General features: G+C 66.0%; 10 protein-coding genes and 2 pseudogenes. 8 read left to right on the top strand and 4 right to left on the bottom strand.

What is annotated here, in order from left to right; genetic code table 11:
* Positions 1–15: 15 nt before the first annotated feature.
* Positions 16–1,023, top strand: a complete 1,008-nt coding sequence (locus OKW52_RS20165) for a cytochrome P450 (RefSeq protein ID WP_264507290.1) — start codon at positions 16–18, stop codon at positions 1,021–1,023.
* A 3-nt stretch (positions 1,024–1,026) separates the two neighbouring features.
* Here OKW52_RS20165 and OKW52_RS20160 read toward each other — a convergent pair whose 3' ends face one another.
* Positions 1,027–4,047 carry a glycosyltransferase gene (locus tag OKW52_RS20160; protein ID WP_264507289.1) on the bottom strand — a complete coding sequence of 1,007 codons (3,021 nt, stop codon included), beginning with the start codon at positions 4,045–4,047 and terminating at the stop codon, positions 1,027–1,029.
* 192 nt (positions 4,048–4,239) lie between these two features.
* Between OKW52_RS20160 and OKW52_RS20155 the strand changes: the two genes are divergently transcribed.
* The 4 genes from OKW52_RS20155 to OKW52_RS20140 all read left to right on the top strand — a co-directional run bounded on the left by OKW52_RS20155 (position 4,240) and on the right by OKW52_RS20140 (position 11,536).
* Positions 4,240–5,430: a polysaccharide pyruvyl transferase family protein gene (locus OKW52_RS20155; RefSeq protein WP_264507288.1), complete on the top strand. Its 1,191-nt coding sequence runs from the start codon at positions 4,240–4,242 to the stop codon at positions 5,428–5,430.
* Positions 5,431–5,497: 67 nt separating this feature from the next.
* Positions 5,498–7,159 carry a tetratricopeptide repeat protein gene (locus OKW52_RS20150; RefSeq protein WP_264507287.1) on the top strand — a complete coding sequence of 554 codons (1,662 nt, stop codon included), beginning with the start codon at positions 5,498–5,500 and terminating at the stop codon, positions 7,157–7,159.
* Positions 7,160–7,203: 44 nt separating this feature from the next.
* A complete protein-coding gene (locus OKW52_RS20145; RefSeq protein WP_264507286.1) occupies positions 7,204–9,531 on the top strand; it encodes a class I SAM-dependent methyltransferase in 2,328 nt (775 codons plus the stop codon).
* A gap of 7 nt (positions 9,532–9,538) precedes the next feature.
* The gene (locus OKW52_RS20140) at positions 9,539–11,536 is read left to right on the top strand and encodes an AMP-binding protein (protein WP_264507285.1); all 1,998 of its coding nucleotides are present in this window, start codon (positions 9,539–9,541) and stop codon (positions 11,534–11,536) included.
* A 64-nt stretch (positions 11,537–11,600) separates the two neighbouring features.
* Here OKW52_RS20140 and OKW52_RS20135 read toward each other — a convergent pair whose 3' ends face one another.
* The gene (locus OKW52_RS20135; protein WP_264507284.1) at positions 11,601–12,188 is read right to left on the bottom strand and encodes a TetR/AcrR family transcriptional regulator; all 588 of its coding nucleotides are present in this window, start codon (positions 12,186–12,188) and stop codon (positions 11,601–11,603) included.
* Positions 12,189–12,242: 54 nt separating this feature from the next.
* Here OKW52_RS20135 and OKW52_RS20130 point away from each other — a divergent pair, with 54 nt between their 5' ends.
* The gene (locus OKW52_RS20130) at positions 12,243–12,683 is read left to right on the top strand and encodes a VOC family protein (protein WP_264507283.1); all 441 of its coding nucleotides are present in this window, start codon (positions 12,243–12,245) and stop codon (positions 12,681–12,683) included.
* Between the two features lie 2 nt (positions 12,684–12,685).
* Here the strand turns inward: OKW52_RS20130 and OKW52_RS20125 are convergent, their stop codons facing one another.
* The gene (locus tag OKW52_RS20125; protein ID WP_264507282.1) at positions 12,686–13,483 is read right to left on the bottom strand and encodes a universal stress protein; all 798 of its coding nucleotides are present in this window, start codon (positions 13,481–13,483) and stop codon (positions 12,686–12,688) included.
* A 9-nt stretch (positions 13,484–13,492) separates the two neighbouring features.
* A pseudogene (locus OKW52_RS20120) lies at positions 13,493–14,214 on the bottom strand (Hint domain-containing protein).
* Positions 14,215–14,633: 419 nt separating this feature from the next.
* Here OKW52_RS20120 and OKW52_RS20115 point away from each other — a divergent pair.
* A pseudogene (locus OKW52_RS20115) lies at positions 14,634–15,418 on the top strand (SDR family oxidoreductase).
* A 125-nt stretch (positions 15,419–15,543) separates the two neighbouring features.
* A complete protein-coding gene (locus OKW52_RS20110) occupies positions 15,544–16,143 on the top strand; it encodes an HAD family hydrolase (protein WP_264507281.1) in 600 nt (199 codons plus the stop codon).
* Positions 16,144–16,159: the final 16 nt, after the last annotated feature.

Here is a 16,159-nt window from a genome sequence, read left to right as displayed (position 1 = left end):
GCGGATGTCCGCAGCGTGCTGTCCCATCCCGCGGCGACGGTCGATCATGTGATGTCCAGATCGCTGGAGCGCGAGATCGAACGCCAGAAAGAGATCGACCCTGCGTTGGTCATGATCCTCAGGGGCGCCGGTCGCAGCCATCGCCTGCCCAATGATGCCGAGCGGCGCTCGGTCATGACCCTGACCAAGCGTCTGGCCGAGCAGGTGCCGCATCTCGATGTTGCGGGTTTTCTGCGCGACCGTCTCGGCGGGCCGGAACCCGTCGAGGTGACTGCCGGGCTTGTGCAACCGCTGATCGGTCGGTGGCGGGCGACGGCGTTCGGGCTGGACGAGGCGCTGGCAAATGCAACCGATGCCCGTCTTGCCCAGACGATCTACGACGTCGAAGCGCTGGGTTTTTCCGAGATGTCGCGTGTGCAACCGAGCGCGGCCGCGGCGGTCGCCTTGCTTGAACAGCTGGGCGTGGAGAATTCGACCTGCGCCGACGTACCCGCCCTGCATTGGGTCGTTGCGGCCTTTCTGGCGCTGATTGGCCAGACGCATCTGATCGTCAACATGATGTGCAATCTTGCCGAAACGCCTGCCTTGCAAGAGCGCCTGCGCGCCCAGCCCGCGTTGCGCACCCCCTATCTGCTGGAGGTCGAACGCCTTTTGGGAAGCCTGCGCTACGTGTGGCGTCAGACCGGGCTACAGCCACTTGATCTGGGCGATGTCACACTGCCGCCCCGCAGTGTGGTGCTGGTCGATCTGGTCTCGGCCAATCGCGATCCGGCGATCTGGGACGCGCCCGATGCGCTGCGTCTGGATCGCCCGCGCGCTGTGACCGCAAGTTTCGCCTTTGGGCCTTTGGGCTGTACCGGCGCCCTGGCAAGCCGTCTGTTTCTGGCGCGTTTTCTGGATGCGCTGCTGGACAGCTGGCGGCTGAGCCTGCCCGAACCGACGCCGGAAGCGCAGCGCGTGCCTGCAACCTGGTCGGTCATTTCGGGCTACGAGCGGTGCCCGCTGATCGTTGACGCGATCTGAGCACTATACGAACCGCGCGCGCAACCCTTCGCTGACATGCGCCCAGATGGTGTCCATCTTGCTTTCCCACGATAGCGCTTTCTTCAGCGCATCGGGCATCTGCTTGCGTGGCTGAGTGCTCGCTTCGATCAGCGCGTCATTTACGGCGCGGATAAAGCCGTCGGTGTCGGTCGCTGCGCGGATCTCGCCCTGCATGTCGTCCAGATTGGCGACGCCGGAGGTGACCACGGGCACCCCCAGCGAGCGATAGACGTACACTTTCAGCGGGTTCATCCGGTCGGACATCTCGTTGCGGATATGCGGAACGATGGCGACATCAAAGCCCGCGATACAGGCCTGCGCCGCGTCCTGACGCCGGACCCCCAGAACATGCACATTCGGCAAGGCAAGCATCCGCGCCCGTTCGGCCTTGAGGGACAGCTTGCCGATCAACACGATCTGCACATCGGGCCGTGCGCGCGACAGCGACTCGACCAGATCGAAATCGAAGCGGTCGTTCATATTGCCGCAATAACCGACCACCGGCCCCCCCAGCCGCGTGATCTCATCCGCCGGGCGCGGGGGTGCCGCCGGTGTGTCGACGCCATTGGGGACCATCAGCGCCTGCAACCCTTCGCCAGCCAGAGCGTCGGCAACCGGCGCGCAATTGGCCAGCGCCAAATCGGTATGCTGCGCCATGAAACGATAGTTCTCGCGGATCATCTGATCCTTGAGCGCCGAGTTCGTCCAGAACCGTTGGTCGTCAATGTAATCTGACACGATAAAGGGAAAGTTGAGCCGTGCTTGCACATCGGAAAACCCGTCGACCACCGGGCAGACCCAAGCGATGCAGTTGTCGACCATATCCAGCCCGCGCAGCCAGGACTCGACCACATTGGGGAAGCTGTCAGGCGACAGCAGGCGCGTGCCCAGCACGGTGTCACCCGCGGTTCCCGTCACAAAGCTGCGGCGAAACAGATTGCCCTCGTCCGCCAGTCCCGCCAACCGCAACAACGCGTTGGCTGATGTCATGTGCCGCTCGCTATCAACCGGGGCGCGCATCGGGTTGGCGTTGAATTGCAATTGCTTGGCCGCAATCGGCGCGTCGATATGCAGGACGCGCCCGATCTCGGGGCGGCGCGCCAATTCGCGCACCAGCATGTCCTGACGGCGGCCATACAGCCCGGAATCGTTCTGTTTCCAGAAGAAGGCCACGTTGATCGGCTTGTCGGGGTCGATCGTGCGGGACAGCGGCGGGGCGCTGCGCAAATGCGGTGCCGCAAGGGCCGACAGATCCGTGGGCAAGACGCCCGGCATCTCGGTGTCGATAAACTGCAGCAGGCGTACTCCATCGGCGGTCAGGCGCTTGGTGGACTGACGGGCGGTCGTGATCGCGTCCAGCGCGCGACGCTGGTTGGGGCCGTACGCCATCTCTTGCGCAAAGAACGGATGCACGCCTTGCGGGCGCGGCTGGGCGAGAACCGCGCGCAGGCGCTCGCTCAGAACCTCGCCTTTGGCAATCGCCATGGCGGCCCCGGCCTTGATGACATCGGCAACGGGCGGGACATCGGTGATCAGCACAGGCGAGCCGACGGCCACGGCGTCGGTCAGTTTCGCCGGGGTCTGGCTGTGCGAGATCGGGCTTTCGCGATCTTGCAGCAGCACCACAAGATCCGCCATCGCATTCAGGTCCAGCACCCTAGAGAACGGCTGCTCGTACAGCCGTTTCAGGCGCAGGCCGGGCAGGGCCTTGAGCGCGTTTTCCATGTCGATATCGACCGCGGATCCGGCAATGCACAGCACAAGATCGGGATCATTCTGAGCCACGACCGCCTGCGCCAGTTCCAACAGGCCCTTGTGCCGACGCGGGGTGCCCAGAAACAGAACCACCCGGTCACGCGGCGCAAACCCGTGCGTCAGGCGAGTTTGCGCGCGCGCAGCAATCGCGCGTTCGGCGTCCGAACCCCGGCGACCGTGCCGGACCAGAGCCGCACCGTGGCGCGCGCTCAGAACCGGGTTGCAGGCGGTCAGGCCATCGACCATCGGCACCATGCCCATCCCCAGCTCAGTCCAGATCTTGCCTTGCGGGCGTTGCCAGTCCTGCGGCTCCATGCGCTCGACAAAGCTTTGAAAATCGCGCGGCGCTTCGCCGTTCACAAAGGCCAGCTCATCGTCATCGAGGTCGCACAGCACGGTTGCGCCGTGCACGTGTTTGTAAAGCAGACCGATCAGCATCGACGGGAAGCGCGGCTTCGAGATCCACACCGTCTTTGCCGGCCATTCCTGTACCAGCCGCAAGCAGCCTTCAACGAGGTGACGAAAATGCGGGGCGTTCCAGCCTATGATCGGCACCGCGCGGTCGGCGTCGGCCAGCGGCGGCCACAGCTCGGTGCCATACATCGGGAACATCGGTCCGGCGACGGCAGTGGGCACGGCATCGCTGATCGTTTCCGCCATGGTGATCCCCCGACCCACCACGTTGTGGCCTATGTCCCAGGACACAACCAGCACCCGCTCTTGCGGGGTCGCGGTCAGGAAATCTGCCAGCCCTTTCGCGGGCCAGATCCGCAGCGGCGCGGGCGCGGTCCGGCTGCGCCGTTTCTCGACCTCTTCGGCCAGCTTATCGAGCCGGGTCTTGATCTTCGCGTTGTCCGGCATGCGCGCATGCGCGTCCCGCAGATGAACCAGCGCGCGATCACTGTCAGCGTGGCACAACGCCAGGTCGGCTTCTATCAGCGGTGTCCAGGGGAATGCCGGCGCGATGTTGCGCAAGGTCGCAAGATGCGTTTCTGCGGCCGCCAGCGCCCCGGTTTTAATGCAAATATCGGCCAGACGGATCAAGACCACCGCCGTCGGTCCGGCCCTGTCCAGCGCTTGCGAATAAAGGTGCTCGGCCTGGTGAAACTGACCCGCGTTGAACTGGGCTTCGCCCTGTTTTAACAGCGCAGTATAAGAGGCGCTGTCCGTGTCTGAAGAACGCGCTTGCGCGGTTTGCTCGGGGCCGTTCGTCAGATGCGGCGCGGTCTTGCCGTCCAGAGTTTTCATGGCGCTGTCGCAGGGTCCGGTTCTTTTGGTCAAAACGCACGAATGCGGTTGCTGAGGGTGTTGCCGGGATGATTTACTAATGCAATAGGCAAATCAATTCAGAACGGTAGAAGGCAGGGGATCGACGGCGAGCGTTCCATGGTCCGATGCAGGGGTAACGGGTGTCATGTCGAAAACAAGCGGCTCTTGAAGATGGCAGCAGCACGCCAGACCCGTCGCGTCGCCATCCTGGGCACATTTGACGTCGAGAATTACGGCGATTTGTTGTTCCCGCTGATTGCGCAGGCGTGTCTGGCAGAGATCGGCATCGAGATTGTTGCCGTTTCGCCGACCTCGGAACTGACCCGCTATCGCGATGCGATCCGGCCCATATCTTTCAAGGAATTGACCGATACAATCGACAGTTTCGATGCTGTCTTGATTGGTGGCGGCAATATCATCCACCTGCACGATTTCGGTTTGCCGACCTATGCCGCCAGCGCCTACCCGTCGCTTTGGGTCGGTGCCACGGCGCATGCGGTGCTGCACGGCAAAGCGGTGCTATGGAACGCGCCCGGGGTGCTGGCACCGCGTGATCCGGGCGCGCCGCCAGCGTGGTTGCGGCGGGTTGTCGAGGCGGCCGACCATTTCATGGTGCGCGATGAGGCCAGCGCCCGCGCGCTGGCGCAGTGGTCGGGGCGCAGGCCAGAGGTTCTGCCTGACACGGCACTGGACCTGCCGCGCCTGTGGTCTCCTGCATCGCTGGCGGCGCGGTTCGGCACCGTCAAGGACAGCCTCGGCGTGACGGCGCAAACGCCGGTTGTCGCCGTGCATGTCAAGCGCCGCAGCCTTGGCGCGCTGGATGTCGCGCGCTTTGCGGCGGCGCTGGATGCGGCACTGGGGCAGGCTGGCGCGGTGGGGATCTTGCTGGCGCTGGGGCGATGCCATGGCGATCACACGCTGGTGCAAGAGCTGCACGGCCTGATCCCCGACCGCACGGCACCCTTCGACGAGGCCGAGGCGCTGCGCGACGTGGCGGCGGTGATTGCAGGCGCGCAGGTGCATATCGGAGCCTCGCTGCACGGCCATATCACCGCGGTCGCCTATGGAACGCCCGCGCGGCTGGTGGCGGTGCCGGCGCTGCACAAGTTCATGGGGCAGGCCGAGCAAACGTCCCGTCAGGACGAGCTGGCACCAGACTGGCCCGCCGCGTTGGCCGACCTGCCTGCGCTTGTGACCGCGCCACGCCGGTCTCTCGATCCCGCGATAGGAACACGCCTGCACGCGCATTGGCAGGCCGTGCGCGATCTGGCGACGGCCGAGCAGCCGCGCCAGAGGCGTGCGGCGGTGTTCGACGATCCTGATCCCGACGCCGCGCTGGAAAAGGTGCTTCGGGTATCGTAGTGATACGGCTAACACGTTTCGGTTGTGTGTCCGCTTGTTTTGGGCGTCAGAGCGAATGAGGGGCATAATGGATCAGGCCAAGAGCGAAACCTGGGATCATGCACGGGTCAATCGGCTGATCGAACAGAAAGACTACGCTAACGCCGCATCGCAGATCGCCGCGTTTCTGGACCAGCAACCCACGTCGGTCGCGCCCCGGATCGCGCGGGTGCGGTTGCTTCTGGCGACGGGTGAGTTGGCCGAGGCGCGCGCCCTGGCAACGCAGCTTCTGGCCGATGCACCCGACAATCTTTGGGTCTGGGCGCTGGGCATTCAGGCCCTGACGCAGGACCGTGACATCGAGGGTGCCGTTGCATTGTTCGGCGATGGTCAGGCGCGTCTCTCGCCCGATGATAACGCGCTCGCGGCGGCGGTGAACGGGCTGTTGCCCGCGCTGGGCAGCTGGTCTGCGCAGGTCGCTTTTCTGAAAGACGCGCTTGCCCGGCAGCCCGACAGCCGCACCGTGCAGCTGCGTCTTGCCAGCCGTGCGATGCAGGTCGGCGACTTCGATCTTGCCCTGCAACTGCTGCAAAAGGCCGAAGAAACAGGGCCGCTGCCCGCCTATGCCAAAAGCATCCAGAGCCGTCTGTATCCGATGACGGCCAGCATGGCCGACTCGGCCGAGCGCGTCGCGCAGGACATCAGTCAGGGCCATGAGACCTCGGAAGCGCTGTGCCGCCTGTGCCGCTTTGCGGCAGCGGCGGGCAATTTCGAGCAGGCGCAGCGTGCTCTGATGCGCGCGCTCGATCTGTTTCCGGCAGACTGGCGAGTGCTCTACCGGCTCAACCGGGTCTTCCTACCTGCCGCGCAGGATACCGCCGTGTACGCGCGTCTGGCGACGCAGGCAGAGCGTGGCGAGGTTGATCAGAACTGGCAGCTGCAATTCGCCCTGTTTGCCCTGCGCGCGGGGCAGGCGGATATGGCGCAGCGGGTTCTGCGGCAGCTCACGCAGGATCCGCGCATCGGTGAGACGGCGCTTTCCGTGCTGGCGGCGCTTGAGGCGCTGGGCGACGCGCCGCCACGGGCAGGGGTGCTGCAGGATGCGGATCTGTGCGTGGTCAGGGCCGAGAATCCTCAAGGGACGCTGTTTGTGTTCGGCAGTTTTCTGGGCGGCGTAAACTATGTGCCCAATCGCAATCTGGATGCGCTGTTTGCCGATCTTGCGGTGAATGTCGTCTATTTGCGCGATCCCTCTGGGCGGGCCTTTCTGAACGGCCTGCCCGGGATTGGTGCCGGGGAACAAGACTTGCACGACAGGCTGCAGCGGCTGGCGGCTGAGCTGGGCGGCGCAAAGATCGTCACGATGGGCAGTTCGGCGGCGGGCTACGCCGCCTTGCGCGCTGGTCTGGCGATCAAGGCAAACGCGGTGATATCGCTGGCCGGGCTGGTTGCGCCCCCGCGCGACCACGACGCCGATGCAACGCATCTCAGGCAAGGCGACGCCGAGCTGTTTCGCGAGGCCAACGAGCCGGTGGACCTGAGGCCGGTACTGGCGGGCCAGCCGCAGACGCATCTGATGCTGGTTATCGGCGAAAGCTATGCGCCGGATGTCGCGCGCAGTGACGCGGTGAAGGGGATCGCCAACGCGACGGTCATCGCCGTTCCGGGGGCGACCACCCATCACGTCGGCATGCCTGCGATGGCCAGCGGGCTGTTGCGGGATCTGGTGCGCGACGCGTTTGCCGGGTGACGACGACTGACCCGCGCGTGGCGCGGCAAGGACAAGGGAAAGGCGTGGCTTTGACGGGACGTGATGTCGACGGGCTTTGCTCGATTTGCGGTGCAGCGGGTACGTTTGTGCGCGGCGACCACCGGTCTGTGCGCGAATCCTACCCCTGTCCGAAGTGCCGGTTCACCCTTCGGTGGCGCGATCAGGCCGGTGTCATTCTGGACGAGTTCGCGCGCGGGCAGGCGGTTTCGCTGGATGCGCTGATCGCGCAGGGACTGCTTGACGCGGTCGATATTTTCGAGCCCGCGCTGCGGGGGCCGTTCGTTCGCCGCTTTCGTGGTCTGCCCGGCTATGTGCAGTCCTATTTCACCCCCGAACTGCCCTTGGGCAGCACCCGCGATGACGGCGTGCGCAACGAGGATCTGACGCAGCTTACCTTTGCCGATGACAGTTTTGATCTGGTGATCACCAGCGACGTGATGGAACATCTGCCCGATATCGAGGCCGCATTTTCCGAGATCCTGCGCGTGCTGCGACCCGGTGGGTGTCACGTCTGCTCGATCCCGAATGACTTTCCCTTTCCCGAGACGACCAGCCCGCGGGTCGAAATCCGCGACGGGCAAGAGATCAACCTCAAGCCGCCGGTGTATCATAACTCGGGTGATGGCTCGACGTGTCTGGTGTACACTGACTATGGCGCGGATCTGACGGATCTGATCCGCTCGCTGGGCGGGCATCTGTCTGTTGTGCGGCGCAGTGGCGTGCTCGAGACATGTAACACCAACGCGACCTTCGTTATGCGTAAACTGGGCCCTGTAACTGCAACCCGGCAGACATCCCGCACAGGGGCCGCTGCGCCCGCATCACCGACCCTGACGACGAAGGATCACAGCCCGATGACCGCCACCAAGCAATGCCCGATCTGCGACGGAACCACGTTTCAGGACTTTGGCGGGCGCCGCGACGCGCGCTGTTCAACCTGTCTGGGCGTCGAGCGGACGCGGTTGATGTACATGGCGCTTGAACGCTTGGGCGGCTTTGAAGCGGGCAAGCGCGTGCTGCATTTTGCCCCCGAACTGGGGCTGGGGCGGCGGTTTCTGGCGCTGTCGGGCGAGAAATATCATGCCGTCGATCTCGATCCTGAACGCTATAAAAGCAAGGTGTTCACGGTCGGCAAAATGGACATGTGCAGCGATCTCGCCGGGATCGCCGATGACAGCTACGATCTCATCGTGCACAGCCATGTGCTCGAGCATGTGCCCTGCGATGTGACGGGCGTGTTGCAGCAGCTTGATCGCATTCTTGCGCCGGGCGGCCTGCATTTCCTCTGTGTGCCGATCCGCGGTGACACGACGATCGAGGATCTGTCGCCCACCCTGACCGAGGCCGCGCGCAAGGAACGCTTCGGCCAGGAAGACCATGTGCGGGTGTTTGGCGGCAAGGATATGCAAGCGCTGCTGGCGCAGGTCTGGGGCCCCGGGACGCATCTGATCGACCCCTTGGCGCTGTTTGAACCGGACACCCTGCGCCGCGCCGCTATCCCGGCTGAGGCGTGGAAGGGCGTGTCTGGCCACAGCATTTTCTTCTATCGCAAGGGCGGGCACTCCCCCGCTGACGCCACGTCGGTTCCCGTTGCTGCCGCGCCTGCGCCTGCACCGGCCCCCAAAGCGCCGCCGTCCTTTCCGAAAGAAGACGTCTTCCCCGGCTCGAAAATCACCTTCGGGCTCAAGTTTCTGCGCCGGGACAATCCGTGGCCGGAATTTCCCTGGGGCGAGCACGCGCCGTTCATGCTGGCCCTCGACGCCAACGGACGGGGCGGGCGCGAGATCATCACGCGTGAGATCGTCGACAAGAACGTCACCCTGATGGCCGAGGTCGGCTGTTTTCTGGGCGGGTCCGTTCGGCATTGGCTGGAGGCAAAGCCCGACCTGACCGTGATCGGCGTGGACCCCTGGGATGGCAATTGGGCGGCCTATGTCGAGAGGATGGTGAACCATCCGCAGATGGCGCGTCACGTCTGGCACATGGACGACGCCGAGGTCGCGCGCATCGTCCAGATGCTGCGCCAGTATGGCAACTACGGCGTCGCGCTGAACAACCTGCGGCTCTACAAAGAGCGCTTCATCCCCGTGCGCCGCTTCTCGCCCGAGGCGCTGTTCTATCTCTCTGAACGTCAGATCCCGCTGGAGATGATCTATATCGACGCGTTCAAGCACCGCGACGATCTGGATGCGGCCTATGCCTATTATCCCCATGCGATCCTGAGCGGCGACGACTGGCTCTGGCCGGATGAGACCGGCAAATTTGTCATGCAGGATCACATCAAGGCCTTTGCCCATGAGCACGGGTTCGAGATCGAGAGCAGCCGCCAGACCTGGCTCTTGCACCGGTGAACTGCGCGTGAGTTTGCAAGCCCTTCTGCTGCCGCAGCAGATCGCCCGGAACGCCGCGCGGCGGCCCGAAGCACTGGCGTATGCCTTTGTCGGGCCTGCGTCCGAGCCGGAAGAGCTGAGCTATACGGCGTTGCTCGCGCGTGCCTCGGGTGTCGCCGGGATGCTGCGCGCGGCGTACTGTGGCAAGGGCGCGCGGGTCGCGCTGATTTTCGAGCCCGGTCTGAACTTTGCCGTCGCCCTGCTGGGCGCGTTCCTTGCCGGTTGCGCGGCAGTGCCGGTCGCGGTTCCGTCCAGCGCCAAGGCGCGCGGGCGCGCCGATGCCATCCTGCGCGAGAGCGGCTGCGCGGCGGTGCTGACCGACACGCAAACCCTTGCCGGTGTGCCCGACAGCTGGCCCGCCGAAATCGTGCGCGCGCGGTGTCTGCGGGTCGACACGGCGGTCGACTCGCCGGTGATCGCGCCGCAAACCAGCCCGGACGATATCGCCTTTCTTCAGTATACCTCGGGCTCGACCGGCGCGCCCAAGGGCGTTGTGGTGACGCACGGGGCCTTGCTGGGTCAGATGCACGCCATCCAGCGCGCGGTGCAAAGTGGTGAGGACGAACGCTGCGTCACATGGCTGCCGCCCGAGCATGACATGGGGCTTGTCGGCGGTGTCTTGTTCACCTGCTGGCTTGGCGGGTCGGTCTATATCCTGTCCCCGCAAAGCTTCGTGCGCCGTCCGGTGCTGTGGCTGGACACGATCAGCCGGTATCGCGGCACGATCACCGTCGCGCCCAACTTCGCCTTCGAGCTTTGTGTGCGCACCATATCGCCCGCCCGTCGGGCCGAACTGGACCTGTCGTCGTGCCGCGTGCTGCTCAACGGCTCGGAACCGGTGCGCCCCGAGACGATCGACGCCTTTGTCGAGACTTTCGCGGATGCAGGCCTGTCGCCCGGTGCCGTCATGCCCTGCTACGGTCTGGCCGAGGCAACGCTGCTGGTCGCCGGAGCGACACGCGGCAACGGCGCGTTTTCCGCATGGTTTGACCCAACGGCACTGGACCAGCGGCAGGTGACCGAGGTGGCAAAGGGGCAGGGGCGGCGGCTGGTGTCGTCGGGCCCGGTGCGCACCTCACACCCCATGCGCATCGTCGATCCCGACGCGCACAGCGCCTGTCCGCCGGACAGGATCGGCGAGATCTGGATCGCTGGCGACAGCCTCGGCTCGGCCTATCACAACCGCCCTGACGCCAGCGAGGCAACCTTCGGTGCCCGGCTGGACGATGGGTCCGGCCCCTATCTGCGCAGCGGTGATCTGGGGTTTCTGTGGCAGGGTGAGCTGTTCGTGACCGGCCGGATCAAGGACGTCGTGCTGTGGCACGGGCGCACCTTGCATGCGTCGGATCTGGAGACCAGCCTTGAGGGCGTCGACCCCGGTCTGCGCCGGGGGCGGGTTGCGGTGCATCAGCGCCCGGACGGCGCGGTGGCGGTGCTGTGCGAGATCACGCCCGGGCGGCTGGCAGAAGGCGAGGCGCTGGCCACGCAGATCTGGCGGCAGTTGCTGGACCAGTCGGGGGTTGAGGCGGCGCATGTCTTGTTGTTGCGCACGGGCAGTCTGTTGTGGACAACCAGCGGCAAACTGCGCCGCGCCGACAGCGACGCGGCGCTTGCCGAGACACCGGAGCGGGTTTTGCTGGACTGGTCCCCACGTGCTGCGTCTGAGACGGCGCAGTCGCGCGCCGCGGCGATAGGCCGGCTGAAACAGGCATTGGCCGGGACGGGCGACCCCTATGCCGCCTATCTTGGCTTTTTCGCCGACTGGATCGCGGTTGCCACGCAGCAAGACGTGGACGCGGTCGACCCGATGCTCGCCTGGGCCGATCAGGGGCTGGATTCGCTGATGATCACCGAGATGATCCTCGATCTTGAAGCCGCCACCGGGCAGACCCTGACCGCCGATATCCTGTTTGAGCTGCCCGAGCCTGCTGCCCTCGCCGCCGCCCTCGGCCGCGGCGCGCTGTAGCACCTGCCAGACCCGGCGGTCGGCGCGTCGGGTGAGCGCCGAACCGCGATAGATGGCTTGGCGGTCACGCGGCCTTCAGCAGTGCCATCGCCTGCGCGACCAGCCCCAACGCAAAGGCCCTGTCCAGCGGCAGATGCCCGACCAGCAGCCGGTAAAAGATCGGTGCGTAGATCATGTCGAGGCATACGTCCCCGTCGCGGGGCGCGGTGATTTCACCCGATGCCACAGCCTCGGCGATCAGCGCCCGCCCAGCCTCGCGCCCGGACAGGATGACGCGGTTGCGGAACGCGCGCGTCATCTCGCTGTCGCGATCCGCTGCCGCCAGTGCCAGCCCGATCTGCCGCCCCCGCGTGGTGGCAAAGGCGGTCACAATACCCAGAATCTGCTGTTCGAGCCTGTCGTGCAGGCTACCCGTCGGATGTGCGGCGGCGGCGGGGTGCCCCTCCATCAAGGCGGCCATCGCCAGTTCGCTGGCATTCGCCCAGTGGCGGTAAAGCGTCGGCTTGCCAACGCCCGACCGCGCCGCGACGCCTTCGATGGTCAGGCGGCCAAAACCATCCTGCATGAGGATCTCGAAGGCAGCGGCCAAGGCCTTGCGCTTTGCGGCCTGACTGGGCGGACGGCCACGGGGTTTGGGGATGTCTTGACTCATTATATTACGGATCGTAACGTAAATATAAATATGAAGCAAGCCAAGGATCAAACAATGCCGCTGTCTGTCACGCCCTATCTGGTCGCGAAGGGGGCTGAAAAGGCCCTCGCATTCTATGTTCAAGCCTTCGGCGCGGTTGAAGAATTCCGCATGATCGACCCCGGTGACGGGCGCATCGGCCATGCCGAACTGACCATCGGCACCTCACGGATCATGCTGAGCGATGAGTATCCCGATTTCGGCGCGGTCAGCCCTGATACGTTGGGCGGCACAGCGGTGACGCTGCATCTGGCGACCGAAGCCGTCGATGCTGACGTCGCTCGCGCCGCTGACGCCGGGGCCATTGTGCTGCGCGCCCCGGCAGATCAGTCGTTTGGCGAGCGCACGGCGACGGTGATGGACCCGTTCGGCCACCGCTGGATCCTGTCGCAAACCGTCGAATCGGTCACGCCCGCGCAAATGCAGAAACGCTGGGAAGACGAGGCGTCGGCCTGACGTCAGGGGGCCTTGGCCACCAGCACATCGGTGGGTGGCGCGCGCATCAGGTCGCGGGCGTAATTGCCCAGGGTCTGAGGGTCTTTGCCCGACTGCGCACCCAGACAGATCAGGTCGGCGCCCAGTTCCTCGCGCCGGAAAGCCAGCACCTGATGAACCCCGCCGGGGACGATCTCGGGCGGTTCGGCAAGCGTGGGCAGGCCGGGGGTCCGCAGGAAGGCATCGCGCGCGGCTTCGGCCTTTTCCAGCGCGGCCTCGCTGTCGCGGCTGCCCCGGCTGAACGCCGAGCCGGGTTCGAGCGCGTGAATGGCGTGGAATTCGGCCTCAGGCGCCAGCCGCGCGGCAGCGATCAGCGCCGCCGCCGAACCGGGCGAGAAATCGGTGGCCAGCAGCACCTGACGATAGGGCCGCTCGGGCGGTAGCTGCGCGATCAGCACGGGGCAGGGGGCGGCCAGCACGATGCGTTCCATCGTGGTCAGGCGCAACAGGTCCAGCACCCGCCGCTCGCGGTGCAGACCCAGCACGATCAGTCCGGCCTGTTCGGTTGTTGCCAGCTCGGCCAGCGCCGCGCCGGATTCGCCGCTCAGCACACGGATGCCGTTCGACCCTGCGTCGCTGGCAACGCGGGTCAGCGCGGCCTCGATCTCATCGCGGTTGCGGCGCTTCTTGCCCTCATCGGGCAGCACATGCACCAGCAAGACCCGCGCGCCGGGCTGCCGGGCCAGAAGACGGGCGCGGCCCGGCACCTGCGCCGAGCGGTCGGTAAGGTCAGTGGCGGCGATGACAGAGGCAAAGGGCATGGCGGACTTTCAGGCGCGGAGGGCGCTGGGACGGTCGCGCAGGCGCGAGACCAGCTCGGGGCGCAGATCGGCGCCGGTGTGCAGGCGTTGGCTGAGACCGGGGAAGGCATCGCGCAGCGGCGCGGCCAGATCTTCGGGCAGGCGGGTCAGGACCGAGGGGCAGACCATCAGACTCTCACAGGGAACACCCTCGGCGTAGATGACTTCGTGGGCGTCGAAGACCAGCGAGAAGTACTCAACAAACCCGCCCTCACGGCGCAGGATCGTTGCGTCATCGACCAGATGGCGGGCCTGCACCAGCAGCTCGGCCGCGCCCGCCAGCGCGCGGGCGTCGCGGCGATAGAGGAAAAGGCGGTGATAGGGGCTGACCGACAGCGGGCCGGGATTGCCCATCACGCCGGGCAACACGACGACCGGGGCAAAGCCCCTTCCGCCCGCAGCGTTACAGCGCCTTTCCAGCGCAGGGGTTGCGCGGCATGGTCGCGGGTGATCACCACGTCGCCCGGTTGCAGATCCTCGACCGGCAGTTGCCGCCCGTCGGCCAGCGCGATGCGGGTGCCGCGCGCGAAGGCCCCGGCAACGACATCGGCCAGCCGGATCGGGCCGGGTGCGTCATCGGTGGCAATCAGCGTATAGGTCAGCTTGGTGCGCAGCGGGGACAGCGGCAGCGCAACCCGCGCACCGCCGATAGCCAGCACAAGGACTTCGACCAGATCGCCATCGGGGGCCATCAGGGACAGCCGGCCCTGCAGCTGCACAGCGTCCCCAGCCCGGCCAAAGGCGCTGCCGTCGGCCAGTCGCCCGGCCTCGAGGTCCAGCATCAGGGTGATCGGTGCGGCGTCCTCGGCCAGCCGGTAATAATCGCCATGGATGCTGTCCACCGGCGCAGGCAACGGGTCGCCTGCATTCGCGCCAGAGAGCACGCGCAAACCGTCGGCGGCGTAGACCGTGACCGCATGCGCAGCCGGGGCCGAAGAGCGCGCGGTCAGGGGCTGGGCGGACATGGGTGATTTCCGGCTGCGGGTGAACAAGCCGCGATACTACGGGTAGGGGGTGTTGAACGTCAATCGGCGGTTGCGGGCGGTTGCGCACGCCTGCGCGTTGCCGCCGAGGGGGACGGGTGCTAGGTCTTGGGGAAACAGCAGGAGACATGGGTATGGATCTGGGGATCAAGGGAAAACGCGCGCTGGTGTGCGCCTCGTCCAAGGGCTTGGGCCGCGGCTGCGCCGAGGCGCTGGCCGAGGCGGGCTGCACAGTCGTGATGAACGCCCGCGGGGTCGAGGCCCTGGAGGCGGCAGCCGCCGAGATCCGCGCGAAGTACGGCGTCGAGGTGATCGCGGTTGCAGCGGATATCACCAGCGACGAGGGACGCCGCACGGTGCTCGACGCCGCCGGGCAGATCGACATTCTGGTCACCAACGCGGGCGGCCCCCGCCGGGGATGTGGAACGACTGGACCCGCGACGATTTCATCAAGGCGCTGGATGGCAACATGCTGACCCCGATCGCGCTGATGCAGGCCAGCCTGCCCGGGATGATGGAGCGCGGCTGGGGACGGGTGGTCAACATCACCAGTCAGGCTGTGAAGGCACCGCTGGGCGTGCTGGGCCTGTCCAACACCGCGCGCACCGGGTTGACCGGGTTTGTGGCGGGCACGTCGCGGCAGGTGGCGGGGTCAGGGGTGACGATCAACAACCTGCTGCCCGGTATCCATGATACCGACCGCGCAGTGTCGCTGGATACGGGGGCTGCCAAGGCGCAAGGCTCGACGATGGCGCAGGCGCGCAGCGCGCGCGAGGCTACGATCCCCGCCGGGCGCTATGGCACCGCAGCCGAGTTCGGCGCTGCCTGCGCTTTCTTGTGCAGCCAGCATGCCGGGTTCATCGTCGGGCAGAACCTGCTGCTGGACGGTGGGGCGGTGAACACCACGATGTAAAGGGGGGCGGCGCTCGGGGGCATCGAGCCCCCTCGCGCCGCCGGGGGGCGCTGCCCCCCACCGGGCCGTTCCGGCCCGCCCCCCGGGATATTTTCAGAGCAAAGAAACAGGGGCAGGGGGTTGCGGTGAACGTGGTTTTCGATGTTGGCAATGTGCTGATCCGCTGGCGGCCTGAGCGGGCGGTGGCGCATGTGTATCCTGATCGGGATGAGGCTTTGGACTATCTTGAGGCCGTCGGGTTTGCCGACTGGAATTACACCCAGGACGGCGGGCGGCCCTTTGCCGAGGGGATTGCGGCGCTGGAAGCGGCGCATCCCGGGCAGAGCGGGCCGTTGAGCACGTATGTCGCGCGGTTTGGCGAGACGATTGCCGAGCCGATCAGCGGAACATGGGATCTGCTTGACCGGCTCAAGGCGCGCGGGCACCGGCTGTTCGCGATCACCAATTTCGCCGCCGAGACATGGCCGGTGGCGCTGCAGGTGCATCCGCGTCTGGGTGGGGTGTTCGAGGATGTCGTGGTGTCGGGTTTCGAGAAACTGCTCAAGCCTGAACCCGCAATCTTTGAGCGCCTGCTTGCGCGCAACGGCGTGCAGGCGCAGGACTGCCTGTTCATCGATGACAGCCCCGCCAATGTGACCGGCGCGCAAGCCGTCGGCATGGCCGCGCATCTCTTCACCACGCCTGAGGCGCTGGAAGCCGACTTGATCGCCCGCGCGCTGCTCTGAACCTTGCCCGCCCCCG

It is taken from the genome of Pararhodobacter zhoushanensis (assembly GCF_025949695.1).
Taxonomy (GTDB): domain Bacteria; phylum Pseudomonadota; class Alphaproteobacteria; order Rhodobacterales; family Rhodobacteraceae; genus Pararhodobacter; species Pararhodobacter zhoushanensis_A.
This window is presented reverse-complemented; position numbering and strand designations above follow the sequence as displayed.

Bases quoted from the DNA above. Each gene is read 5' to 3' on its own strand.
- OKW52_RS20160 (WP_264507289.1), bottom strand. From the start codon at position 4,047: ATGAAAACTCTGGACGGCAAGACCGCGCCGCATCTGACGAACGGCCCC.
- OKW52_RS20155 (WP_264507288.1), top strand. From the start codon at position 4,240: ATGGCAGCAGCACGCCAGACCCGTCGCGTCGCCATCCTGGGCACATTT.
- OKW52_RS20150 (WP_264507287.1), top strand. From the start codon at position 5,498: ATGGATCAGGCCAAGAGCGAAACCTGGGATCATGCACGGGTCAATCGG.
- OKW52_RS20135 (WP_264507284.1), bottom strand. From the start codon at position 12,188: ATGAGTCAAGACATCCCCAAACCCCGTGGCCGTCCGCCCAGTCAGGCC.
- OKW52_RS20130 (WP_264507283.1), top strand. From the start codon at position 12,243: ATGCCGCTGTCTGTCACGCCCTATCTGGTCGCGAAGGGGGCTGAAAAG.
- OKW52_RS20125 (WP_264507282.1), bottom strand. From the start codon at position 13,483: ATGCCCTTTGCCTCTGTCATCGCCGCCACTGACCTTACCGACCGCTCG.